Here is a 25,317-nt window from a genome sequence, read left to right as displayed (position 1 = left end):
GCCGATCAAGTCCCGGGTCCCCCCTTGGATGACGTGATCTGGATAAAGCAAACTCGATCACTCCATCGCGTTCTGCCATCGACGTACGACACCCCACCTAAGTCAATTCTCAAGGCTCTCTCATGCTTGCTCTTCGAGCTTTCGCAGCGTCTGTTTGCATCCTTGCCGTCGCGGGGACAAACGCGGATGAGCGAACGATTCACTCATTCGAATCCAAGCAACTCACTGGCACCTATTTTTCCGAAGGCGCCAATGCGGGCGACATCAACGGTGATGGCGTGGCCGACATCGTCTACGGACCGTACTGGTTTGCTGGACCGGATTACGAAGCAAAGCATGAGATTTACAAGCCGGTCAAGCAGGATGTGAATCGCTACGCCGACAACTTTTTTTCTTGGGTTCACGACTTCAACAAAGACGGATTCAACGACGTATTCGTGGTCGGTTTTCCTGGCACGCCTGCGTACGTCTACGAAAATCCAAAAGCAGATGGGCTGAAGAAACACTGGAAGAAGCATCAAGTTTTCGACTGGGTATCCAACGAGTCTCCGCAACTGATCAACCTGCTGGGCGATGAACAACCCGAACTCGTGTGCACTCGCGATGGATTCTTTGGTTTTGCAACCATCGACTCCAGTGACCCACTGGGCACCTGGGATTTTCATCCGATTTCGCAGCAAGTGACCGCCAAGAAGTTTGGTCACGGACTGGGCATCGGGGACATCAACGGCGACGGACGACAAGACATCATTCACGCGGGCGGTTGGTACGAACAACCGCCATCAAAGGCAGATGCTTCACGCTGGAAACATCACCCTGTGAAACTGACTGTCGGATACGGCGGCGCAGAGATGCATGCCTACGACGTCGATGGAGACGGGGACAACGACGTCATCACCAGCGAACGCGCCCACGAATTTGGTTTGTCCTGGTACGAACAAGTCACCGACGGCGATGCGTTCACTTTCAAACGACATCAGATCATGGGATCGCACCCTTCGGAAAACAAATACGGCGTCCTGTTTAGCGAGCCCCATTCGGTCGCCCTTGCCGACATAGATGGCGACGGACTCAAAGACATCGTGACCGGCAAGACGTACTGGTCCCACCACAAACAAAGCCCGATGTGGGATGCCGGCGCGGTCGTCTATTGGTTCAAACTGGTGCGAGCTGACGATGGCGTTGACTGGGTCCCTTATCTCGCCGACGGCGACGCAGGTATTGGTCGTCAAGTTTCCGTCACGGACGTGAATGCGGATGGGCTGACCGACATCGTTCTTGGCGGTATGAAAGGCGCCCACGTTCTGACTCACAAAACATCGCCAGCAACCCCCGAGCAGTGGAAGGCCGCCCAACCACGCGTCTACACGGGCCCCAAATTGCCTTCGATGAACGGAGCAAAAGCGCTGCGAGGTCCCAAGTCAAAAGTCAACGTTAAGACGGCTCGTGTCGAGGGTGCCATCGAAGGCGAATCGTTGAAGGGACGCACAACCGGTGGTGCTACCAAAGCGCAGGACATGTCTCGATTCAACGGCGACAGCTGGAGCGGCAAATCACAATTGTGGTGGACCGGTGCGAAACCTGGCGACACGCTCACGCTCGAGCTTCCAGCGTTCACGGGCGTCGTCGATCTGGATGTCGTGTTGACATGTGCCAAGGACTACGGCGTCGTGCAATTGTCTTTGGACGACCAACCGTTGGGCGATCCGATCGATCTGTACGAAACCAGCGTCATTACGACTGGAGTGCTTTCGTTTCCCAAGCAGTCGGTTCAAGGAAACAAGCATACTCTTGGCGTGCAGATTATCGGTGCAAATCCCAAGGCCGCTAAATCACACATGTTTGCGATCGACTATCTGCGCATCAAAAAGCCGGACGGCAAATTTGTCGACGCACCTGTTTCGAAACGACCTGCTGGTGAACGAAACGCTGACGCAGGTGAGCGTCCCAAGTCGCGCGACGGACGTGTCCTGAATCTAGGGTTCGAACTTGGGACCTTGGCCGACTGGACCGCAACCGGCGACGGATTTGAAGGCCAGCCGATCAAAGGCGACCTAGCCAAGGTACGTCGCAGCTCGATGCCCAGCAATCATTCGGGCGATTTTTGGATCGGCGGATTCGAAAAGTTTGGTGACGAACGAACCGGAACGTTGACCTCGGAACCTTTCGTCGTTTCGCAGCCGTACGGATCATTTCTTACCAACGGCGGTCAACATGACACAACGCGCGTTGAACTAATTCGCCAAGACACCGGAAAAGTGTTCTTTCAGGTCAATGGAACGAAAACCGAAACCATGCGTCGTGTCGTCGTGGACTTGCGAGGTCATGTCGGCAAAGAGATTCGAATTCGGATTGTCGACGAACACAAGGGCGGATGGGGGCACGTCAACTTTGACAATTTTTTGCTACACGCCAATCGTCCTGCACGTCCGACACCTTCTTTGGTCGCGCTCACGGCCGACGAGTACCCGCACTCGGGTCTTCGTGCCCAGCAAGCGGCCACTGAGATGAAAGTTCCCGATGGGTTCCATGTCACGGTCGGCGCTTCGGAACCCGCCGTCAAACAACCAATCGCGATGGCACTGGACGACCGCGGCCGAGTCTGGATCGCCGAAGCGTACGAGTATCCCGTGCGAGCCAAGGGCGACACGGGCCGCGACCGGATTTTGATTTTTGAAGACACCAACGGTGACGGATCGCTGGACAGCCGCAAAGTGTTTGCCGAAGGCTTGAACTTAGTCAGCGGACTAGAAGTCGGTTTTGGTGGCGTTTGGGTCGGAGCCGCGCCGTATCTGATGTTCATTCCCGACAAAGACGGTGACGATGTCCCCGACGGCGAACCCGAAATTTTGCTCGATGGCTGGGGATTGCAAGACACACACGAAACACTGAACGCCTTTATCTGGGGCCCCGATGGCTGGCTGTATGGATGCCACGGCGTGTTCACGCATTCGCGAGTCGGAAAGCCAGGCACTCCCGATGCCGATCGCATTCCGCTGAACTGCTGTGTGTGGCGTTACCATCCGACGCGGCACGAATTTGATGTGTTTGCCAACGGAACCAGCAATCCATGGGGCGTCGATTTCAATGACCACGGCCAAGCGTTTATTACTGCCTGCGTGATTCCGCACCTCTACCACATCATCCAAGGCGCCCGTTATCAACGCCAAGGTGGGCGGCATTTCAATCCGCATACTTATCGCGATATCGTCACCATTGCCGATCACTTGCATTACCTGGGTGCAACTCCGCATGGCGGCAACAGCAAATCGAATTCAGCCGGCGGTGGTCACGCCCATGCCGGTGCGATGATCTACCTAGGCGATCGTTGGCCACAGAAATACCGCGATCAGATTTTCATGAACAACATTCATGGCCAACGATTGAACGTCGACATTCTGAAACCCAACGGTTCTGGTTACGTGGGATCGCATGGACCAGACTTTCTGCTCGCTCGTGACAATGCATCACAAATTTTGAACCTGCGTTACGGGCCTGACGGCAACGCGTGGATGATCGACTGGTACGACATGCAAGCCTGCCACCATGGCAAAACCAGTTTGCACGACCGCACCAACGGCCGGATTTACAAAATCAGTTACGGCGACCAAGGTTTCGCCGCACCGACGGTGGACCTTGCAAAAGCCAGCGATTTGCAGCTCGCCGAAATGGTCCTGCATCCAAACGACTGGTACGTGCGTCACAGCCGACGCGTGCTTCAAGAGCGTGCCGCCAAACGACCAATCGACGCCGCAGCAATCACGCGACTGACGCAAGTCGCGATCAGCCATGATGACGATACACGTCGACTGCGTGCGGCCTGGGCTTTGCATGTAACCAAATCACTGCACAAAAATCTTTCGACTAAGCTCTGCGATGATGCGAGTGCCTATGTTCGCGGTTGGGCCGTCCAACTGGCGATGGAGACCGCTGGCGACCAACCTTCGGCAAATCAGCTTGCAAAGTTTGCGTCGATGGCCGCCACCGATCCGTCGCCGATCGTGCGACTCTACTTGACATCAGCCACTCAGAAATTGCCGCCGGAATCACGATGGAATCTGCTGAAATCACTGACGTCACACGCCCAGGACGCAACGGACCATAACCTGCCGTTGATGTACTGGTATGCCGCCGAACCGCTCGCCGAAGTCGATCCGTTTCGAGCCCTGGCGCTGGCAATGTCCGCAGGCGAACGGATACCGTTATTGCGAGAATTCATGTTGCGAAGAATCGGCAGTGGCGGGTCCGAATCGTCGTTGGAAGTACTGGTCAAGGGCTTGGGTGATGCCGCGACTCCGGCGCTGAAACTGACCTATCTAAAAGCAATCCGAACGGCTCTCCAAGGCCAACGCAAGGTCGAGGCCCCGCCGATCTGGAGTGACGTTTCCAAATCGCTTTTGGCCAGCGAGAACAGCGAAGTAAGATTGCAATCGACCGCGCTTGGTGTGACCTTTGGGGACCCGGCCGCGATGCAAACGATGCGTTCACAAATCGTTGATCCATCGGGCAGCATCGCAGCCCGAACCACTGCCCTGCAGTCTTTGCTTGATGCGAACGACCGCCGACTGGTGCCAACACTAACACGTTTGCTTGCCGACGCTGCTCCTCTTCGCGAGGCTGCCATTCGTGGTCTTGCGCAATTCGACGATGCATCGGTCGCACCTTCACTGCTGGCAGCCTATTCGGGGCTAACGCCCGACCAACGTCGAATAGCCCTGGGAACACTTTGTTCGCGTCCTGGACCAGCCAGCACCCTGCTAGATGCAATCGAAGCAAAAAAAATTCCCGGCGCTGATCTGACCGCCGACCTTGTCATGCAACTTCAGTTCCTAAACGACAAACAAGTCAATGCGAAACTCAAACGCGTCTGGGGCGCCGCACGCGAATCCGCCGGCGACAAATTGAAATTGATCGCCGAATACAAATCACTGATCGAATCGACTGATCACCCCCAAGCTGAACTGGAAACCGGCCGAGCCGTTTTTGCAAACACGTGCATGAAATGTCACACGCTGTACGGAGTCGGCTTCAAAGTGGGGCCTGATTTGACGGGATCGAACCGAGCGAATTTGGACTATTTGCTCAGCAACATTGTCGATCCCAGCAGCGTGATGGCCAAAGAATACCAACCCACGGTCTTGCTGACAGAGGATGGCCGGATCGTCAGTGGATTGGTCAAAGCCGAAGACAAAAACTCGGTTAGCATTCAAACAACCGATGCGTTGGTAGTCGTTCCAATCGACGAGATCGACGACCGTCGCCTAGGCGACAAATCGATGATGCCCGATGACCAGCTAAAACAATTTACGCCTCATCAAGTGCGATCGCTCGTCGCCTACCTGCGTGGCAAAGAGCAAACGCCGATGGCAGCAACGCCAGAGAATGCCTCCACGTTCTTTAACGGCACGGATCTCACTGGATGGACAGGAACCGACGGACTCTGGTCAGTCGAAAACGGAGAACTGGTCGGCCGAACCGAGGGCCTCAAGCGAAACGAATGGATCGTCAGCGATCTTTCGGCGGACAATTTCCGATTGACTGTCGACGTAAAGCTGGTCGACAACGCGGGCAACAGCGGTATTCAGTTTCGCAGCAAGTCTCATGACGACGAAGTTTCCGGATACCAAGCGGACATTGGAGCTGGGTGGTGGGGAAAACTCTATGAAGAACATGGTCGCGGTTTGCTGTGGGACAAATCGGCCAAACAACATGTTCGCCAAGGCCAGTGGAACCAATACGAAATCATCGCGCAAAACAATCATCTTCGGACGTTAATCAACGGCCATCCTTGTGTGGATCTGATTGACCGCAAAGGCGCTACTCGCGGCATCATCGCTTTCCAGTTGCATAGCGGCGGCAAAACCGAGGTCCGATTCCGAAAAATGAAACTGGAGGTCTTACGTCAAGAGACTCCGCCCGCTGGTGGTCAGCAATAACCACGACGAAATATCATTCGTTAGTTCGACAAATCCCCGTTCCCATTGAAGATCAAAGTTACAGAGAGAATACGACGGCATGCGCACTTTTGCTTTGATACTGACAGCACTCCTTCTAAGTCAAAACGTATCGGCCCAACGCAATCGCGAAGTAAAATGGGTCAACCCTGATATCCCCAGCGTCAAGGGACTCGCACACAAAGTCTTGCCCAGCAAATCGCTTGGGCATGACGTTGGCTACGTGGTTTGGACTCCGCCCAATTTTGATGCCAGCGGCACGACGCGATATCCGGTCGTCTATTTCTTGCACGGTGCCGGCGGATCCGAAGCATCCGACGCGGGCGGCTTTGCCTCTCGTGTGGCAAAAGCGATTCGTCAAGGGAAGTTCCCGGCGGCGATTTGTGTCTTTCCCAACGGTGGAATGAGCGGTTATCGCGGCAAAGTCGCCACGATGATCATCGATGAATTGGTTCCACTGATCGACGCCAACTATCCGACCCAAGCGAACGCATCCGCTCGAGTCATCGCTGGCTTTTCGATGGGCGGCGCTGGTTCGGTGGCGCTGTCGATTCAGCATCCGGAATTGTTCTGTGCCGCAGGCAGTTGGGGCGGCGCACTCTCCCGACGAGGAAGCGGTGAAGACAGTCCGCTGTTGCCCGCTGCAAAGCAAAACGCAGACACGCTGCAACAGAACCATTATTCACTCCTGACGGTCAACGGTGACAAAGATCATCCGGACGGGTTCAAGCCCTTGGCCAAGACACTTGCGTCGCTGGGAATCAACCATAAAAGCGTGACGCTCCCCGATACCAATCACAACCTAGGCAAGTACTACGAACTGGCGGGCGACACCATGATCGCGTTTCTGTCGGAACGCTTGAACGGTCAACTCAGCGTGGACGATCAAACGGGCGACCGTCCGATACGCGTGTTAACGATCGGCAACAGTTTCGCCGGCAACGCCTGCAAGTACCTGAATGAAATCGCTGCCAATGGAGGCGTCGAACTCGTGATCGGAACGGCCAACCTTGGCGGTTGCACCCTGGAACGGCATGCGACGTTGGCAAAACAATCTCAGTCGGATCCAACCAATCGACCCTACAATTGGAAATCCAAATCCGGATCGTCAAAACTGAGCCTACAAGAGTATCTGCAGTTGCAGCCCTGGGATTATGTAACGCTGCAACAAATGAGTGCTTTGAGCCATCGAGAAGAAACCTATCATCCGCACGTCGACGAACTGGTGGCCCTTATTCGCCAGCACGCACCGCAGGCCAAGATTTTAATCCACGAAACGTGGGCGTACCGTCCCGATTCGCCTCTCTTGAAACAATGGAAGATCACCCAAGACGAAATGTACCAAGGACTCTCCCGTGCGTACGCCAACACAGCTAAACAATTTGGCGCGAAGATCATCCCTGTCGGTACAGCTTTTCAGAAAGCCAGGCAAATCCCGGGGCGCGAAATCGTTGTGCCCGATCCCAACTACGATTTCGAGTCTCCTGATCACCCCAAACGACCAGACCAAACAAATTCGCTCGTCACGGGCTGGTACTGGGACAACCGCGAAAGCAAAAAATCACTTCGACTGGATTTCAAACATGCCAATCCGACCGGTTGTTACATGGCGGGCTTAGTCTGGTACGAAACCATAACGGGCAACGACTCCCGCGACATTCAATACGTTCCCAAAGGCGTCAAGAATTCCGATGCATCGTTGATGCGTGAAGTCGCGCACGAAGTCAGTGGACGCAAAAGCCCAGCAACAAAGTAGCAAGGCAATCGGGCTGTGTCCTTCACCACAAAACCTCTCACCAGCGACAGGAAGAACGTTATGTACCGTCCAGCGACTGCATTGATACTGATATTTATCGTCTACGGATCGTCTGCGTGTCACGTCCATGCGGCGGACCAACTAGATGTGGTAATTCGCAACGGCCGGATCGTCGATGGCAGCGGCGCCCCCTGGTATGTGGCTGACATTGGGATTAACGACGGGCTGATTGTTCAGATCGGACGGATTGCTGACAAAGAGGGCAAGCAGGTCATCGACGCGACGGGGCAGGTGGTTGCGCCCGGCTTCATCGACATGATGGGGCAAACAGCATCCCCGATGATCGAAAACCCAAAGTCAGCGATCAACCTGCTGACTCAAGGAATCACTACGATCAACGCCGGGGAAGGTGGCTCTGCTGCACCGCTCAGCCAAGACGATGGCAGACGCCGCGGCTATACGACGATGGCCGAGTACTTCACGCTGGTCGAATCAAAAGGACTGCCAGTCAATGTCGCGCAAACGGTCGGACACACCCAAGTCCGCCGGATCGTGCTCGGTGATGTCGAGCGGCGACCAAGCAGCAAAGAACTGCGGCAGATGCAGGACTTGGTTCGCGAAGGGATGGAAGCGGGCGCGATCGGTGTTTCGACGGCACTGATCTATCCACCAGCCGTGTATGCCCCCACCGAAGAGATCGCTGCTCTGGCAAAAACCGCGGGCAAGTACGGCGGGCGATACTACACGCACATGCGAAACGAGGGCGATCGATTGCTCGAAGCGATCGACGAGGCGATGGTAATCGGACGCGATGGCGGCACGCCGGTTCACATCTTTCACCTGAAAGCTGCGGGCAAGCAAAACTGGGGAAAGATGCAATTGGCAATCGCTCGCATCAAGGCAGCACGAGCAGACGGTCAACAAGTGACGGCCGATATCTACCCGTACATCAACAACGGACTCGGGATCGCTGCCCTGATCCATCCGCGGCATTTCTCCGAAGGCCGTGAGCGACTTTTGGCCAAATTGGATGACCCTGAGTTGCGAAAAACGATCCGCAACGAGATGGAGTCGACCGAAGGCTGGGAGAATTGGTTCCGCCACGCCAGCAACGACTGGGACCGCATCATCATTGGACGTAGCAATCACAAACGCTATCGCGTTCACAACGGTCTGTCGGTAAAGAAGATCGCAGAAGCATTGAACGAAGATCCCTGGGAGACCTTTTTTAACCTAGTCGGCAGTGGCGCCTTTGCACTTCCTCAGACGATGACCGACGCCAACAAGATCCTGGCGATTCAACAAGATTTCGTTTCGTTCTGCACCGACGTTGGACCGGCTGGCGGAAGTAAATCAGCGTCACATCCGCGAGCTTACGGATCATTCCCACGACTGCTTTCCAAGTATGTTCGTGATCTGGGCGCAATTTCGCTCGAACGTGCAGTCGCGCAAGCCAGTGCGGCCGCAGCAAACAACATCATGGCTTATGACCGCGGGCGAATCGCGATCGGTTTAGCCGCCGATATCATCGTGCTGGACTACGAAAATCTTGTCGACCGGGCTGATTTCAAGGATCCTCATTCCCGATCCGAAGGCGTCAAGCATGTCATCGTCAATGGCCAGCTTGTCCTGAAGGACGGACAGTTCACGGGCGCACGCCCCGGTCGTGTCCTGCGAGGCCCTGGGTACGATGCCAAACGCGCCGCGTCCAGTGTGTCCTCCGGCCCGCAAGACAAACGATTCGCAAACTACGATCGGTCGATGCGGGAATTCATGAAGCAGCATCGGATTCCCGGTGCGTCAATCGCCGTTACAGATCGCGGTCGCGTTGTCTTTGCACGCGGCTATGGATACAGCGACGTCGCCACCCGGGAGCAGGTGGATCCTGAAAGTCTTTTCCGTATCGCCAGCATTTCCAAACCGATCACCGCGGTCGCAATTTTGCAATTGATCGAGAAAGGTAGATTGAATTTGGACGACAAAATCCTCGCGGTGCTAGACTACGAAGACGACATCCACAGCGCGGCGGATGGTTTCGACGAACGATATCGCGAAATCACGATTCGACATCTGCTGGAACATCGCGGTGGCTGGGATCGCGACAAATCGTTTGATGCAATGTTTCAGTCGGTGCGTTTTGCTGAGCAAGTCGGTGTGCCCCCGCCCGCCGATCAAGCAGCAGTCATTAAGGCCATGTTTCAGCAAAAATTGGATTTTGATCCTGGCCAGCGATACGCCTATTCCAATTTTGGCTACTGCTTGCTGGGACGCGTGATTGAGAAACTGAGCGGCCAAACTTACGAAAATTACGTCAGGCAGAATGTCCTTTCACCCATCGGCGTTACATCGATGCGAATCGGCGCGACCCACTTGGCAGGCAGAGCGGATCATGAAGTTCGCTACTACCACCCCGGCACTGGCAAATCGGTTTTCGCAGACGACCTGAACGAAACTGTGCCTTGGACCTACGGTGCCTGGAATTTGGAAGCGATGGATTCGCACGGTGCTTGGATTGCATCGGCGACCGATTTGGCCAAGTTCGCCGCGGCCTTTGACGATCCAGAGAACTGTGCAATCCTCAGCTCCCAGAGCATCGAATTGATGTATGGCCGACCTCCCGGATTGGCTGGTCACGATGAAGACGGCAAGAAGATAAGTCGCTACTATTCGCTCGGCTGGAGCAACCGCGATCTCAGTGACGGTAAGAAAAACCACTGGCACGGCGGTTCGCTCAATGGCACGGCCACCATCATGATTCGCCGGCACGATGGCAAAAACTTCGTCGCACTTCTGAACTCGCGGGTCAGTCCGACCGGCAAATCAGTGGGCGGCGAAATCGATCAGTTGCTCCACAAGATGGCCAACGAAGTGACTGACTGGCCCGAGCAGTGATTGCCCAACGATCCACACGTGATCGATTCGATGCGCGAGCGGATTTACCAAGCCAACAATAATTGACCGGCAACCGAGTTGGGTAAATCCTGCTCCACTTTCTTGCCCTACGTGTTCCCCGCTAACTTCACCAATGCTTCTTGCCTGGCTCTTCGCGGCGCTTGCAAGAACGATCCCGAAACGAGCTCCAATGATTAAGCCACTTTTGTCGATTACCGCAGTCACTGCGTTATTTTTTGCAGCTAATGTCTGCGCGCAATCTACTCATCACAGCGTAGTAAAAGACACGTGTTCGATGGTCAGCGAAATACTTGACGGCGATCGACACTACGCGGTCTATCTTCCGCCGGGCTACTCAACATCGCAGCGCAGCTATCCCGTCCTCTACTTGCTCCATGGCAGCGGCGACGACCAAACCGGCTGGATTCAGTTTGGCGAAGTCCAGCACATTGCAGACAAATCGGTCGCCGACGGCAAAGCCACTCCCATGGTGATCGTGATGCCGGACGCGGACACCGGACGGCGGGGCTACTTCAACGACATTCGCGGCGACTGGGATTACGAAGATTTCTTCTTCAAGGAGTTGATCCCGCACATTGAGAACACTTATCGCGTGAAATCGGACAAACGATACCGTGCGGTCGCTGGACTCTCTATGGGCGGAGGCAGTTCGTTTATGTACGCGCTTCATCATCCCGAATTGTTCTCGTCGGCTTGCCCACTGAGCGCCAGCACCGGACCACGGAATCTGCAAGACGCCAAAAAACGATACAATCGCCCTCGACGAAATGATCCGAACGTCAAGCTGGAACCGGTGGCCGACGACAAGATCGAAGCATACATCAAACGCCACAGCGTTCTGCAACTGGTAGACGACATGCCAGCCAAAGATCTGAAAAGCGTGCGATGGTACATTGACTGTGGCGACGATGATTTTCTGTACGAAGGCAATTCGCTGATTCACATTGCGATGCGAAAACGAGAGATCCCTCATGAATTTCGCGTACGCGACGGCGGACATCGCTGGAGCTATTGGCGATCGGCACTGCCCAACGTGTTAAGCTTCGTATCAGAGTCGTTTCACCAGAACTGATATCTCTGTACGCAGAAAGTTGCGGTCACCGGGCCGTAAAAACCGCGATCGATTCCGACCACGCGATTGCGGGTAACACGCTAGCTGGCTGCCAAAGCGGACCAATGGACATCGGCTGCAGTTGCAGCCGATGACCATTGCCTGATTCAGTGTTGGTGTCCAGCGTGGTCGTGACTGTGCACGACCTTGCCAGTAAACGACTTGCCGTCGATCTGAATCACCACTGCCCCTTCGGCACCAGCATCCAGCCATTCATCAAGCTTTGTGTCCGTGGATGTGAACCGAGCGCTTTGCCCAGAGGTGCTTCCCGGTTCAGGATTGGCGGCCAAATCGAAAGTCGCCACTTGGCCATTGTGCTTCAGACTGATGACAAGGCTCTCGGAAGGAATTGGCACCATTTTGGTTGCGGATCCATCCAGCACATACATCGAAATACCGTCGCCACCATGCACTAGTTCCGCATGAAAGTCTTCTTTGCCTAATTCCACAAGATCGCCACCGTGCGGTCCATGAACCGGATGCCCACCAGCGTCGTCCAGCGTCGGCGGCAATTCGTCCATGACGACCGGTCCACCGGTAGCTTCCGTCGAATCGTTCGTCGATTGGCTGCATCCTGCGAAACCGATCGTCAGTGCGACAAGAGCCAGTCGAGTAAGTGCATTCGTCATAGTGATCTCTTAATGGGTAGGAGAAAGTGCGACACGCAGCGGTGTCTGTCAAAGCTTAAAAGTTGATGGGTGCCAAGGTAGCCGACGTGGCGGTGTTCACCGATCCACCACGAAAACCGTGGGGAACACCAAAGCGGTCTATCCAAAACTTCAACGCGTGGGTGTCAGCGTTCGTGAGTTAGCCTGGAAATGAATCCGTCGCCGCAACTGGCTTTGGGGCGATTTTCAAAACCTGCGAAGACTTGTTCGCCAAAATCTGCTGGCCAGCACCACGGCCAATGGTCCAAAACAAAGCAGGCCGAACGAAAAACTCGGCCAAGGTGCTCGTCAACAATCCGCCGACGATGACGGTCGCGATCGGATACAAAATTTCTTTGCCCGGTTCGCCCGCAGCCATCGCTAGCGGTAGCAGCCCGATCCCGCTGGTCAGTGCCGTCATCAAGACGGGAGCCATGCGTTCCTGGCCGGCGCGTTTTACCATCTCGCGCGTCCACGATTCGCCTTCGTGTTCGACTAAGTGGATGTAGTGGTTCAACAGCAAAATGCCGTTGCGACTGGCGATTCCGCACAGGGAAATGAACCCAACCATCGCGGCGACGGTCAAATTTTGATCCGTGATAACCAGTGCAGCAACTGCCCCGATAAATGCCGTCGGCAACGCTACCAGAACCTGCAATGAAAAGTTGGCGTTCTGAAACAAGGTGTACAAGACCAGAAACATTCCGACGAGCGCGACACACGAAAGGATCGCCAGTCGTCTGGATGCCGACTGCTGACTTTGGAATTGACCGCCGTATTCCAAGAAATAGCCTGGCTCCAATTCCATGTCCGCCAGTTCTGTCTTAATGTCTCCCACCACGTCCACGACACCACGGCCGGACACGTTCGCTTGCAGCACGATGCGCCGACGGACCTGTTCGCGCTTGATCATATTTGGGCCGCCGCTTTCATACACATTGGCAACCGAATCGAGCGGCACGAATCCGCCGTCTGGCAGAGGAACCGCTAGCCGCTGGAGTTTGGAAACGTCTTCGCGAAACGGTTCGTCCAGTCGCACTAACAAGTCGAACGTTCGCTGCCCCAGCAGCACTTGACTGACGACTTGACCATTCATCGCCGTTTCGACTAGCTCCATGACCTGCGCTGGACGGAGTCCGTTTTGCGTCAGTGCTCGGCGATTCAATTCGATTCGCAACTGAGGAATGTTCGTTTGCTGTTCGATCATCACGTCAGCCAAACCGTCGACACCTGCGATACGCAGCTTCATTTCGTCGGCCTTGTTGCGAAGCACATCCAAATCGTCGCCGTAGAGTTTGATGCCGATCTGCGCCTTGACTCCTGAGATCATGTGGCTGATCAAGTGCGCCAACGGCTGTTCAGTGCTGGAGACGACTCCGGGGATTTCTTCCATTGCATGGCGGATTTCGTCGATCGTCTTTTCACGGTCGGCCTTGTCCGCGATTTCCAGAAAGAGTTCCGTCACGTTGACACCTTCGGCATGCTCATCCAATTCAGCGCGTCCCGTCCGGCGAGCAATTGACTTGACGTCTTCGATCTCCATCAAGCGACGCTGCACTGCCTGACCAATCTCGTTGCTTGTTGCCAAAGAGGTGCCGGGAGCAAGCAGCGCGTTGACTTGCACGGCACCTTCGTTGAATGGTGGCAGAAAATCACGTTCCAACTGCGAAACCGAAATCACAGCAAACCCGACCAGCACGGCAGCCACACCAAGCACAGGCCCTGGCAACCGAGTGCTGATAGTGATCGCGGTTCCGACAATTCCCTTCAGTCCTTCCAGCAAACGTCCTTCGGCTGCATCTTCGCCACCCAGCAGGCGTTCCAAGGTTTGAATGACAATCCAGACCACCGGCGTACCGGCGATCGCCCACCAAAGGGGATTTGCAGCTAACTCCACCGGCAAACCCAAGATGTGCACGACTCGCGGCACGACCCAGTACATCGTCAACGCTGAAATGCCAAACGCCAACATCGGCAAGACGACCTGCCAGAATTTTCGACCAACCAGCAGCAGGGATGCCAACACGGGCGTCACCGTCAGCGATATCGCCAGCGACGCAATGAGAGAAACGACGTACCCCAGAGCCAACGGTACGAATAGTTTGCCTTCCATGCCTTCGAGCGCGAACAGCGGCAGAAAAACCAACACCACGATTGCCGTCCCATAAACCACACTGCTTCGGACTTCGATACTGGCGTCATAGACAACCCTCAGAGAAGGCTTTGGATCTCGGGAGTGCCGATTCTCCTTGAGACGCCGAAAAATGTTTTCGACGTCAACGATGGCATCGTCAACTAGCTCTCCAATGGCGACAGCCAATCCGCCTAGCGTCATCGTATTGATCGACAGTCCGAACGCGGCAAAAACGCACGCCGTCACAATGATCGACAACGGAATCGCCGTCAGCGTAATAAACGTCGTGCGAAAGTTCAGTAGAAACAGAAACAAGATTACCAGCACCAACACGCCACCATCGGCAAGTGCTTCGACCACGTTTTCGATGGCTCGATCGATAAAGGACCGCTGCGAATAGACGTTGGCAATACGGATGTCATCTGGCAGCGCGACTTGCATTTCTTTCAACGCTTTTGCAATCGCTTGATCGACCGCCCGCGTATCGCTTCCGGGTTGTTTGTTGATCGTCAACACAACGGCCGGACCACCCTGAACACTCCCGTCCGGGCCGCGGATAAACGCCGACGAGTCACCTCGCATCACTTGAGCACCTTGGACGACGCGGGCAACATCGGCCAGGGTAACGGGACGGTCCGCCCGCATCGCGATGGCGATTCCGCGCAAGTCGTCCAGACTGGTGATCCGCCCCAAACCGCGCACCAACAACTCATTGGGCCCGCGTTCATCCAAATAACCGCCCGTGGCGTTTAGATTCGATTCCGAAACCGCAGTGTGAACGTCACCCATCGTCAAACCGTAGGACCGCAGCGCGTTGGGATCGACTAGCACTTGGTACTGCATTCGACCGCCGCCCATCGTGAACACTTGCGAAACGCCCGGAATGGTCAACAATCGTTGGCGCACCACCCAGTCGGCCAGCGTACGGACCTCCATTGGCTCCGTTTCGCCGCCTTCGCTCCACATGCCATACATCAAAATTTGCCCCATGATGGATGACACGGGAGCAAGTGTCGGTTTGACATTGTCGGGTAGCTGTTCGGCGGCAAGCTGGAGCCGTTCGTTGACAACTTGCCGATCGTTGTAGATATCGGTGTCCCATTCAAATTCGACATAGATCACCGAAAGCCCAATGCCGCTGCTGCTGCGGACCGCTTCGACGCCGCTTGCACCGTTGAATGCCGTTTCAAGTGGAAACGTAATGAGTGCTTCGACTTCCTCGGGAGCCATCCCCGGCGCTTCGGTGATGACTACCACACGAGGCCGATTCAAATTTGGGAAGACATCGATCGGCAACTTGGTCGTTTGCCAAGCACCAAGGCCCATCATGACCAGGGCCGCCATCAGGATGATCAGCCGATTTTGAAGCGAGAACGCGATTATTTTGTCAAGCATGACGTAGTCGGGAAGTTATCCCTAACCCAATGAGAGCGATGTGTAGTTGGTGACGCTTAATTCGTCCAACGATCAATGCGAATGGCCCGCGTGTGGATCGATCGCTCCGCCCGACTTGTTCTTCAACGCCATTTGCAACTGGTGCGCGCCTTTGACCGCAATAAACTGGCCCGGCCAAACTTGTCCATCATTGGCGATTGCAACCGTCACCGAATCTCGAGCAATCACGGCGACAGGAACACGATCAAAGTGGTCTCCGTTTTCTACAAATACGTATCGCTCCGATCCTTCTTCGGCCACCGCGTCTTTGGGGACGACGATCGCGTCATCGATTCGCGAAACAGGCAGCCTGACTGTCAGTCGCTGGCCGGGTTTGAATTGCCAACTGATATAGCGTTTCTTACCGCGTTGTTCGGTGCGTTCGACTTTGTTATCAATCGCGACATAAAATGGCAACGCTCGCGATGTCAGCCCTACTTCGGCACCGATATACACGACTTTCAGTCCATCAACCAACTGGGGACCTTCGCCCGACGAATCAATCACAGCCTGCACGTTGGCTTCTGTATCAGCTGCCCGTTGAAGTGTTTTGCCATCGCGTTGAAACGCGTGCCCCTCGATCAAAATCTGGCTGAAATCCGATAGCTGGGCAAGTTCGTCGCCCGCTTTGACGGATTCGCCACGTCTCGCATTTAGCTCCGTCACCAAAAAATCAGCTTCGATATGGTGAGGATGAGCGTCAGGTACCGGCGGCTGCAGCATGGAGGCATAGCGTTCCCCCGTCGAACCGGACAGTCGATCGTTGGCATGATCAAGCGACTCGTGATGCAGCGAACGATCTTCGTGAAGCGTGGGAGCGTAGACGGTGATTTCGCGGACCAGCACCCGCGAACGCTCGATCCGATTGATCTGCAGTTCGGTCAAACCATGCAGCAACATTGCTTGACGGGCTGCTCTGACGCCAGCCATCAATTTGTCGCGTTCGTACTTCCGGGCGATAAGTGCTTTGCCAGCGATGGCACCCGAGCTCGATATCGTAGAGAGCCGATTGATTTCGGCTTCCTCAACATCCAGCTCACCAAGTTTGGCAAGAAATGTTTCCTGCGTGTTAACCAAATCTTGATGCGTCAGCCGGAGTGTGAACAAGGGTGTTCCGCTTTTCACCAGTTCGCCCCGAGAGATCAAGATCGAATTAAGAACCCCCGTCAGTGGCGACGTGACGGCGACATGGGTTCGACCAGGCCAATTCGTTATCACACCGGGCACTTCGACGTATTGGGTGTACGACCCGACAGCAACTGCCGCCGTACGCAGTCGCATGTTGGACCGTGCCTGCTTGCTCAATTCGACTGATTCGGATTCAGAGTGACCTGAATGAACGGGGTTTGCATGATCGTGGCCCGAATGGTCATCTGCGGCGTGATCGTCTGCCGCGTGGTCATGCCCCTCGTGCGCATCATGATCATGCCCTGAATGATCATCCGCGTTTGCCGCACGTTGTGCATCAATGATTCCCAGCCGAACCGGTAGGTCAGTCAGTGCAAAGGCACCGACGACAACCGCCAGCAAAATGGCGATGATCGTAACGAGGGCGGTACGCAATCGCGCAAGCCAATTTTTTGACGCAGGCATCGTGACAGTCTCCAGCAAGGCGACACATTAGCGTTTCGGACAAACGCTAACATGTATCAACGACCCATGCGTTTCCGCATTCACGATCGTCGGCAATTCAGAACGAGATAAAACAGCGATGTAGTCGCTACTTTAAATCTGCCAAGAACAGTGCAGCGCGCACCGCGAGAGAGAGTCGTCAGAGCCCGAGCTCCCGCCACCGATGTCGGCAAGGTTGCGGGCACGAAGCGACGCCAGCAAAGACAAATCAGTCTGGACAATAACAAATTGAACGAGTCCGCCATCAAGGCAGAACTCAACATTGCTGGCGGGAATGAAGCTGCACTGAACGTCGGAGCAGCAAGCCGAACCACCATGATCACATGGCGTATTTTCGCAACAATCGCAGGTGGCATTTGCCAGCGTGCCCACAGAGCCCAGTGAACCCGCGGAGTACAGCGCACCTATGGAGCCCAGCGTAGCTGCGGAGCTTTGGCCATTGTCATGCTGATGATCATGATGGCAGACTTTTTTGTGATCGGCGTTGCCATCGACGTCTTGGTCATCACGCACTTCAGCGTGTTCGTGACCACAGGAACCAGTGCTCACAGGCTGCGCGACATCGTGCTTCTCGCCATGCAGATGAGTCTGACAGGCGCAAGCATGATCCAGACTGCATCCAAAAACGGAGTGCAGCAGCATCGCGGCGACGGTAAGAAGTTTACACGCGGTAGTCACGCAACGGATTCCTGATTCGGGCTATTCTGTATTATCGACTCTTTATGGACATTGGTAAAGCGGAAACCTTGACAGTTTGCTGCGTTGTCAAATCTGCGATGGTCACCAACATGCGCTCAATTTCCGCAATCGCTCGTTTCGCTTGCGCCGCACTGCCTAATGCACTTAGCTGCGTATTAAACAGGGTGCGCTGAGTTGTAAGCAACTGCAGGTAGTCCGTTTCGCCTGCATTGAAAGCTTGCTTCGCTAGTTTGTCTGTTTCACGCGCACTTTCCAGGACACTGTCATCAATTCGTTCGTACTGTTGCCGTGCGACCTGGAATCGTGCCAGAGCTCCAGCAAGCCTGGATTCTTACAAACTGAACTTGCTCTATGCCGGACGATGCGTTTGCCAATTCGTTCGCCGACGCCACGACGTTCATGACACCACTGGCGTCACAAGCAACGCGATCGCCAGTCGATTGACAGCCTGCGACTGTGCCGAATAGAACCAGCAACTCGAAATGCTGGCGTTGAAACAACGACCTGGCTTTGCACGTGCGCAATGTGTCTTCTCCAGAAAAGCTGACCAGCAGAAGGCTTGGTCGGCATCGCAGACACGTGCGGTTCAGCAAATATCAAACGCCATTTGCTTTGCAGCCAACATTGACCGGACTCAGCCATGTGCCTGGAGCCGGAAAAATCATGCTCGGCAAAAGTCAAACTGGAACTAGGCCGCGAGCAATATTCACCGTCCTCCTCCCCGGGAGAGTGCAGTTGCCGAAGCATTCACAGAAGAACGATTCCGCGGCATCACCCCAATGCAAAAGTCCGCTCTTCGTCAATTCTTTGCACCATTTTCTTCATAGCACGCTAACGATGGAGTTGAACATTTCGCAGCCTCAGAGCGTTGGCGATCACCGACACACTGGACAAGCTCATGGCGGCCGCAGCAATCATCGGACTTAGCATCAGTCCAAAGATCGGATAGAGCACGCCGGCCGCCACGGGAATTCCCAGCGCGTTGTAGACGAACGCAAAGAATAAGTTTTGCCGGATGTTGCTCATCGTCTTGCGACTCAGGTTGCTCGCGGCCGCTACGCCTCGCAAGTCACCGCCCACCAATGTCACGCCTGCCGATTCGATCGCGACACCCGTCCCAGTGCCCATTGCGATCCCCACATTTGCTTCGGCAAGTGCCGGCGCGTCGTTAATTCCATCGCCCGACATCGCAACGATTTTTCCGTCTGACTTCAGCTTACGAATGAATTCGTGCTTTTCCTCTGGCGAAACCCCTGCATGAAATTCGTCGATCCCAAGCTTGACTGCAACCGCTTTTGCCGTCGGCTCTGCGTCACCGGTCAACATCACTACTTTCAAACCAAGTTCGTGAAGCGTTGCAAGTGCTGCCGGCGTGCTTTGTTTGATCGGATCGGTAATGGCCATGATTGCAGCCAATCGTTCGTCGATGGCGATGAAGATGACCGTCGCTCCGCTGGACTGATGTTCGCCCGCTTTTGCACGCCCAGCATCAACGCCAGTCACGCCCTGTTCCACTAGCAAGTCCGCTTTGCCGATCAAAACGGTTCGCCCATCCACGCTACCGCGTACGCCGCCACCGGTGATACTGTCGAACTCGCGGGCTTCGACTTCCCGCCCCCCTGCTTCTTTCCCGCGTCGCACCACCGCTTGTGCCAGCGGATGCTCGCTATGTGTTTCGACAGCGGCTGCCCATTGCAACACATCGCTTTCTGCAAATTCGTCGAATGTCTCCACAGCGGTCACTTCCGGACGGCCTTCGGTCAAGGTGCCAGTCTTGTCAACGACAATCGTGTCAACCTGCTCCATCACCTCCAAGACTTCCGCGTTCTTGATCAACACGCCTTCTTTCGCACCACGACCAACACCGACCATGACGGACATTGGTGTTGCCAGCCCCAACGCACACGGGCAGGCGATAATCAATACCGCCACGGCCGCCACGAATGCATGAGCGAGCTGCGGTTCTGGCCCAAACACCGCCCAGCCGATGAATGCAAAAATGGAACACACAATCACGATCGGCACGAAATAGCGTGCGACCACATCAACCAGTTTTTGGATCGGAGCGCGACTTCGCTGTGCAGCAGCCACCATCTGCACGATTCGGCTGAGCACCGTATCGCCGCCGACGCCGACCGCTTCCATCACAAGTGCCCCTGTCTGATTGAGCGTTCCCCCCGTGACATCATCGCCTTCGGATTTCGTCACCGGCATCGGCTCGCCTGTCAGCATTGACTCATCGACGCTGCTACTGCCGCTTAGAATGCGGCCATCGACGGGAACCTTCTCGCCCGGACGAACTCGCAACTGATCGCCCTGCTGGACCGCGTTCAACGAGACTTCCTCTTCGTCGTCGCCAACAATCCGATGAGCCGTTTCCGGAGCCAGACGCATCAGTTCACGGATCGCGCCGCCGGTTTGCTGACGCGCCCTTAACTCCAGCACCTGGCCGAGTAAAACCAGGGTGATGATCACAGCCGAGGCTTCAAAGTACAGCGGAGGTACCCCGTTCTCATAGAACGCTTCGGGTATCACCCCCGGCAAAAGCACGACCACCAGACTAAAAAAGTAAGCGGCCAAGGAGCCCACGGCGATCAACGAGAACATGTTCAAGTTCATCCCGCGAAACGATTTTGCCCCACGCAACAACAATGGCCAGCCACACCAGAACACCACCGGCGTGGCGAGCGCAAGCTGCAACCATCCAAACGCGGTTTGCGACACCCAGCGTCCGATGTTCAGCCCAACCATCGGCCCCATCGCAATCACCAACAACGGCACTGACAATGCAAGGCCGATCCAGAATCGCCGCTTCACCCTGACGTACTGTCCATCGTCATCATCGGATGTCAAATCGACGACCTTCGGTTCCAAATCCATCCCACAGATCGGACAATCACCGGGCCCAACCTGTTCAATCTCCAGATGCATCGGACAGGTATAGATCGCCGACGAATCCGACTGATTTGCAATCACCTTGGTTGAAGAACTTCCGCGACCATGGCAACAATCGCCTTGCCCCGCTTCGTCTTTCGCTTGATCTTTACGCGTGCGAGCCGCCAAGGTCCCGGCTGGATCGGCATCGAATTTGGTTTGACAACTTCGGCAACAGAAGAAATACGCCCCCCCCTCAAATTCGCTTGCAAGAGCGTCATCGGGATTCACAGTCATTCCGCAAACCGGGTCAACCGCGGACCGTTTCGTCTTCGACATCCTGAAACCTCATCCTGACTATTGGGCAGCCTTCACTATACCCCACTGAAGTACGCAACTTGTGTGCCATCCACTCTCCGACGAAGCCGCAGAATGAACGCATCAACAACGCTTCGGTGGCCCCGTCTGGCTAAGGCACTCAGCCCGGCGCGAGACTTTTCGACTGTTTCGGTCAGGATGAAGTAAGCACCGAAGAGGTAGCCAAAACGTAAAACGTGGCGGGAATCTCAGGAGCTCCGTTCGCGCCCATTTTTTCAACGATCAAGTAACCGCCAGAAAGACACACTATGCTTGCCGCAACGCATTAACGATCGGCACGGTGGCGGCTTGAATAGCGGGAGTAATTCCTGCGACGATGCCGACCAGCAATGACACCCCCGTACCGCTTACCAGCAATGTATAGGACGGCCGAAAGGCAATCGTGGCTCCTTCAGCACCGATCGCAAATCCGCCCACCGCGAGGGCTCCTGTTGCTAACAGTGTGCCTGCGACTCCTCCGGTTAAACACAAGATTGTGCTTTCGGCTAAGACCAGTCGCATGGCACGCAACGGCCGCACGCCGATGGTTTGCAACACGGCATATTCTCTGATCCGATCTTGCACGCTCATTACGGTCGTGGTCGCGACCAACGACAAAACGAGTCCCACGCAGGCATACCCGAGCCAATGCGCGAAACCGATCAAGTCAACCAAGTCCGAAAGCGTGCTCGCTTGAAACGCTCCCTTAGGCCGCGTCTTCGTGGCAATCGAACCTGCACGCAAACTCGCGTCAATCTCCGCTGCAACTCGATCGGCGTCGGCATCTTCGGTCAACAGAACTTCATGCTGCGTAACTAATCCGGCGGCATCAAGTCCGCGTGTGTATTGCAGGAACACTAGGCTCGTATAAATCAGGTTCTCTTCGGATGGAACCGTCGAGGAAAACACGCCCGCGACCTTCACCGAAATTTCGCCGATCGAGAATTGATCGCCTGTTTTCAGCCCGCGCCGCTGTGCGACATTGCGGCCAACAATCGCCGAATCTCGTTGCGACATGAACTGCTGCCAGTCACCGCTCGTAAGTGTGATCGGCCGAGTCTTTTGAATTTGTTTAGGATCGGCGCCGTTGAAAACAACAATATCAAGACTGGCTCGGCAATTATTGGTCCACACCTGAATCGGCATCACTTCGCGAACACCGCGCACTTCGCGAATCTTGCGAGCATAGTCTTCCGGCAATCGACTGCTGGTCGGACAAAACCGACTTTCTTGAAAGACAATCAGGCTGCGGTCCGCATCGGCTCCGGTGGTCAAGCGGTGCAAACCTTCTTGCACTGATCCAACGAAGCAGAACACAAACATCGCCACCGCCGCACCGGTCACAGTGAGTAGCGTTCGCGTGCGGTGACGCCACAAAGTTTTTAAGACGTATTTGAACATTTGCCATTGGAGCCTGAAGGTTAGTTGACAACTAGGACGCAAACACTAGCCATGTTTTTTCATCATCGTTTATCTCCGACGCTGTCGACCACCATTCCGGCACCCCCAACACCTTTCTCCAGAAACTTACCGCGATCCAAAATCAGCTGACGCGAGGCGATGCAGGCGGCGTCACTATCGTGCGTGACCATCAGCATCGTGATGTCCAATTCTCGGTTGAGTCGCTGCAACAGATCCTGCACCTGTTCGCTGGTTTCGGTATCAAGGCTGCCCGTGGGTTCATCCGCAACAACGACTTTGGGATGCGCAACGATCGCTCTGGCAATTCCGACACGTTGCTCCTGACCGCCCGAAAGCTGGCGTGGATAGTGATCGGCGCGATCGTTCAGGCCCACCGCTTCCAAAGCCAGTTCGACTCGCTGTCGCCGCTGCGACGACGTCAACTTTAGCAACAACGTTGGCAGTTCGACGTTCTCGTAGGCGGTAAGTACCGGAATCAAGTTGTGCGTCTGAAAAATGTAGCCCAGGTTCGCGGCTCGCCAATCGGCCAGCTTACTACGAGACAATCCCGTCACGACCGTCCCAGCCACCGAGATTGTTCCGGAGTCCGGCTGGTCAATTCCGCTGACTAAATTCAAGAGCGTGCTTTTGCCCGTACCACTGGGCCCCATCAGCGAAACGAACTCTCCCGCTTCGATTACCAAATCGATGTTGTCCAACGGCGTGATTGTTTCATCACCTTTGCGAAAGCTTTTACTGACGCCACGAAGTTCTACTAATGCCATGCTTGATTTCCAATTATTTACGATCGACCGTCCGCTACTTCGAGTCCCGCAACTACTTCAACCCCAACGTTTGGTCGTCCCCCGTCACCTTCACCCTGCTGCCACTCGATAGTCCATCCACTCCGCCGACAATCAATTTGTCCGTCGCTCGTAGGCCGGATTCAATATGCACCAAACCGTCGGCGCCGACTTTCGCTGGCGTGACCGATCGCCGCTGAGCAAGTTCATCAGCATCAACGATCCAGACGAAGTCGCCTTCGCCGTCGGACTGCACCAGTGATTTTGGAATAAACATCCGCTCGGTCTCCGTGGATTCGGCGACACTGTCTGCCACCATCGGCGCAAGAAACGTGGCTGTCACCAACATTTCGGGACTGACGGTCGACGGCGGGTCGATCAATTCGATTTTGACTTCGAGTGTATTCTTTTGAATATTCGCCGAACTCGTTGCTTGCAGCACTCGCCCGTGGATTACTCCTGCCGATGATGCTGTTTCGATCTCGACTGGTTGACCGCTAATCACCATCGGCACGTCTTCCAACCTGACATCGGCTCGCACCTGCAACCGCGCGGGGTCATACATCTCGACCACCGTGCTGGAGCTTTGTCCCGGCGTGGTGCCAGGTCCCATGACTCGCGTCCCCGGTGAAGCGACGAGCCGGAGAATACGCCCCTTCATCGGAGCCCGGATCGTATTTCGCTCCAGGGTCAACGCCGCCTGACGGACTCGCAATTTCGCATCGTCGCGGAGCGCAGCTGCGGAGATTACCTTGGCTTCGGCTTCGTTCAACTGACGAGTCTCTTCGACCAATAGCTCCAATTGTTTATCGAGCGCGGCTACTTTGTCCTGCAAGGCATCAACCTCTTTCCGCAGATTCGGACCACGCTGCAACAGTTCCTGAAGCGTGGCGTCCGCGGCAGCGTGATTGTTTTCGGATTCCTGCAAAATGCGTCCTGCAATGGCGCCTTTTGCAGCACGTCGCCTCTCCAAACTTCCGCGGGCGAACTTGGCATTCGCCTCGGACGCTTGGATCAAGAACGGCAACTTGGCAAGTTCCGTTTGTGCTTTTGCGAGTGAACTCTGTGCATCAGCCAGTTGGACCTGCAAATGGACGGGATTGTCCAGACGAATCTGAGCCGCATCACGTTCTGCTTTCGTACGATTGAGTTCGCCTTCTCGGATCGCGAGCGAGTTCTTGGCTTGCTCGAGATCCAACTCAGCGTCGATCGTAATCAATCTTGCAATCGGCTCATTATCCTCAACCGATTGCCCCTCGACGACCAAGAGTTCCTCGATTACCCCCGGCGCAAGCGACGCAATCTCAATTGCCGTCGGCCGAGGTTCAATCCAGCCGGGCGATTGAAAGAGCGTCGTCCCGGCTTGTTGAACCGCAGAGCGTTTGACGATCACCGGCGTGACCGTGACGGATTGCGAAGGCAGCATTTGCCGCCCGGCCGCTGCACCTAGCAGGGCAATGAACCCCAGCAAGATCCCCATTGGCAAAACGTACCGAGACAACCACCGCTTTGGTCGCGGCATCTTGGAAGATGATTCACCGGTGGGCGAACGGTCCAGAGCAAGCTGGCTGAGATCGAGTTTTGATTCGTTCATGGTTTTCT

General features: G+C 55.3%; 12 protein-coding genes. 5 read left to right on the top strand and 7 right to left on the bottom strand.

All coding sequences use genetic code 11. From position 1 onward, the window contains the following. The first annotated feature begins 122 nt into the window (after window positions 1-122). The 4 genes from K239x_RS10140 (at window position 123) to K239x_RS10125 (ending at window position 11,695) form a co-directional block, all read left to right on the top strand. Window positions 123-5,936, top strand: coding sequence for a PVC-type heme-binding CxxCH protein (locus tag K239x_RS10140; protein ID WP_419189895.1), 5,814 nt, complete (start codon window positions 123-125; stop codon window positions 5,934-5,936). A 79-nt stretch (window positions 5,937-6,015) separates the two neighbouring features. After that, the gene (locus tag K239x_RS10135; RefSeq protein WP_145417697.1) at window positions 6,016-7,710 is read left to right on the top strand and encodes a DUF4886 domain-containing protein; all 1,695 of its coding nucleotides are present in this window, start codon (window positions 6,016-6,018) and stop codon (window positions 7,708-7,710) included. Window positions 7,711-7,770: 60 nt separating this feature from the next. After that, window positions 7,771-10,602, top strand: coding sequence for a serine hydrolase (locus tag K239x_RS10130; protein WP_145417696.1), 2,832 nt, complete (start codon window positions 7,771-7,773; stop codon window positions 10,600-10,602). 190 nt (window positions 10,603-10,792) lie between these two features. Then, window positions 10,793-11,695: an alpha/beta hydrolase gene (locus K239x_RS10125; RefSeq protein WP_145417695.1), complete on the top strand. Its 903-nt coding sequence runs from the start codon at window positions 10,793-10,795 to the stop codon at window positions 11,693-11,695. 146 nt (window positions 11,696-11,841) lie between these two features. On the opposite strand, the gene K239x_RS10120 is transcribed toward K239x_RS10125, so the two are convergent. The 3 genes from K239x_RS10120 to K239x_RS10110 all read right to left on the bottom strand — a co-directional run bounded on the left by K239x_RS10120 (window position 11,842) and on the right by K239x_RS10110 (window position 17,542). Continuing rightward, on the bottom strand, window positions 11,842-12,363 hold the full coding sequence (locus K239x_RS10120; protein ID WP_145417694.1) for a hypothetical protein: 522 nt from the start codon (window positions 12,361-12,363) through the stop codon (window positions 11,842-11,844). Between the two features lie 178 nt (window positions 12,364-12,541). Next, window positions 12,542-15,910, bottom strand: coding sequence for an efflux RND transporter permease subunit (locus K239x_RS10115; protein WP_145417693.1), 3,369 nt, complete (start codon window positions 15,908-15,910; stop codon window positions 12,542-12,544). 72 nt (window positions 15,911-15,982) lie between these two features. Further along, window positions 15,983-17,542, bottom strand: a complete 1,560-nt coding sequence (locus K239x_RS10110; RefSeq protein ID WP_145417692.1) for an efflux RND transporter periplasmic adaptor subunit — start codon at window positions 17,540-17,542, stop codon at window positions 15,983-15,985. A gap of 495 nt (window positions 17,543-18,037) precedes the next feature. On the opposite strand from K239x_RS10110, the gene K239x_RS10105 reads away from it, so the two are divergent. Then, window positions 18,038-18,274: a hypothetical protein gene (locus tag K239x_RS10105; RefSeq protein ID WP_145417691.1), complete on the top strand. Its 237-nt coding sequence runs from the start codon at window positions 18,038-18,040 to the stop codon at window positions 18,272-18,274. A gap of 837 nt (window positions 18,275-19,111) precedes the next feature. Here K239x_RS10105 and K239x_RS10095 read toward each other — a convergent pair. The 4 genes from K239x_RS10095 to K239x_RS10080 form a co-directional block, all read right to left on the bottom strand. Then, a complete protein-coding gene (locus K239x_RS10095; protein ID WP_145417690.1) occupies window positions 19,112-21,493 on the bottom strand; it encodes a heavy metal translocating P-type ATPase in 2,382 nt (793 codons plus the stop codon). Window positions 21,494-21,778: 285 nt separating this feature from the next. Continuing rightward, a complete protein-coding gene (locus K239x_RS10090) occupies window positions 21,779-22,912 on the bottom strand; it encodes an ABC transporter permease (protein ID WP_145417689.1) in 1,134 nt (377 codons plus the stop codon). 62 nt (window positions 22,913-22,974) lie between these two features. Next, window positions 22,975-23,697 (bottom strand): ABC transporter ATP-binding protein, encoded by a 723-nt coding sequence (locus tag K239x_RS10085; protein WP_145417688.1) that lies wholly within the window; start codon window positions 23,695-23,697, stop codon window positions 22,975-22,977. A 52-nt stretch (window positions 23,698-23,749) separates the two neighbouring features. Then, complete coding sequence (locus tag K239x_RS10080) at window positions 23,750-25,309, bottom strand: efflux RND transporter periplasmic adaptor subunit (protein WP_145417687.1); 1,560 nt, start codon at window positions 25,307-25,309, stop codon at window positions 23,750-23,752. Window positions 25,310-25,317 lie beyond the last annotated feature (8 nt).

Origin of the sequence: Stieleria marina, from assembly GCA_007741555.1 — a bacterium.
Lineage (GTDB): Bacteria > Planctomycetota > Planctomycetia > Pirellulales > Pirellulaceae > K23-9.
The sequence above is the reverse complement of the archived record's forward strand: the minus strand, read 5'-3'. Positions and strand labels throughout refer to the sequence as shown.

What these genes read in the sequence shown, in the direction of transcription:
- K239x_RS10140 (WP_419189895.1), top strand. Translation starts at nt 123, where the DNA reads ATGCTTGCTCTTCGAGCTTTCGCAGCGTCTGTTTGCATCCTTGCCGTC.
- K239x_RS10125 (WP_145417695.1), top strand. Translation starts at nt 10,793, where the DNA reads ATGATTAAGCCACTTTTGTCGATTACCGCAGTCACTGCGTTATTTTTT.
- K239x_RS10110 (WP_145417692.1), bottom strand. Translation starts at nt 17,542, where the DNA reads ATGCCTGCGTCAAAAAATTGGCTTGCGCGATTGCGTACCGCCCTCGTT.
- K239x_RS10120 (WP_145417694.1), bottom strand. Translation starts at nt 12,363, where the DNA reads ATGACGAATGCACTTACTCGACTGGCTCTTGTCGCACTGACGATCGGT.
- K239x_RS10085 (WP_145417688.1), bottom strand. Translation starts at nt 23,697, where the DNA reads ATGGCATTAGTAGAACTTCGTGGCGTCAGTAAAAGCTTTCGCAAAGGT.
- K239x_RS10135 (WP_145417697.1), top strand. Translation starts at nt 6,016, where the DNA reads ATGCGCACTTTTGCTTTGATACTGACAGCACTCCTTCTAAGTCAAAAC.
- K239x_RS10105 (WP_145417691.1), top strand. Translation starts at nt 18,038, where the DNA reads ATGATGGCAGACTTTTTTGTGATCGGCGTTGCCATCGACGTCTTGGTC.
- K239x_RS10115 (WP_145417693.1), bottom strand. Translation starts at nt 15,910, where the DNA reads ATGCTTGACAAAATAATCGCGTTCTCGCTTCAAAATCGGCTGATCATC.
- K239x_RS10130 (WP_145417696.1), top strand. Translation starts at nt 7,771, where the DNA reads ATGTACCGTCCAGCGACTGCATTGATACTGATATTTATCGTCTACGGA.
- K239x_RS10080 (WP_145417687.1), bottom strand. Translation starts at nt 25,309, where the DNA reads ATGAACGAATCAAAACTCGATCTCAGCCAGCTTGCTCTGGACCGTTCG.
- K239x_RS10095 (WP_145417690.1), bottom strand. Translation starts at nt 21,493, where the DNA reads ATGTCGAAGACGAAACGGTCCGCGGTTGACCCGGTTTGCGGAATGACT.
- K239x_RS10090 (WP_145417689.1), bottom strand. Translation starts at nt 22,912, where the DNA reads ATGTTCAAATACGTCTTAAAAACTTTGTGGCGTCACCGCACGCGAACG.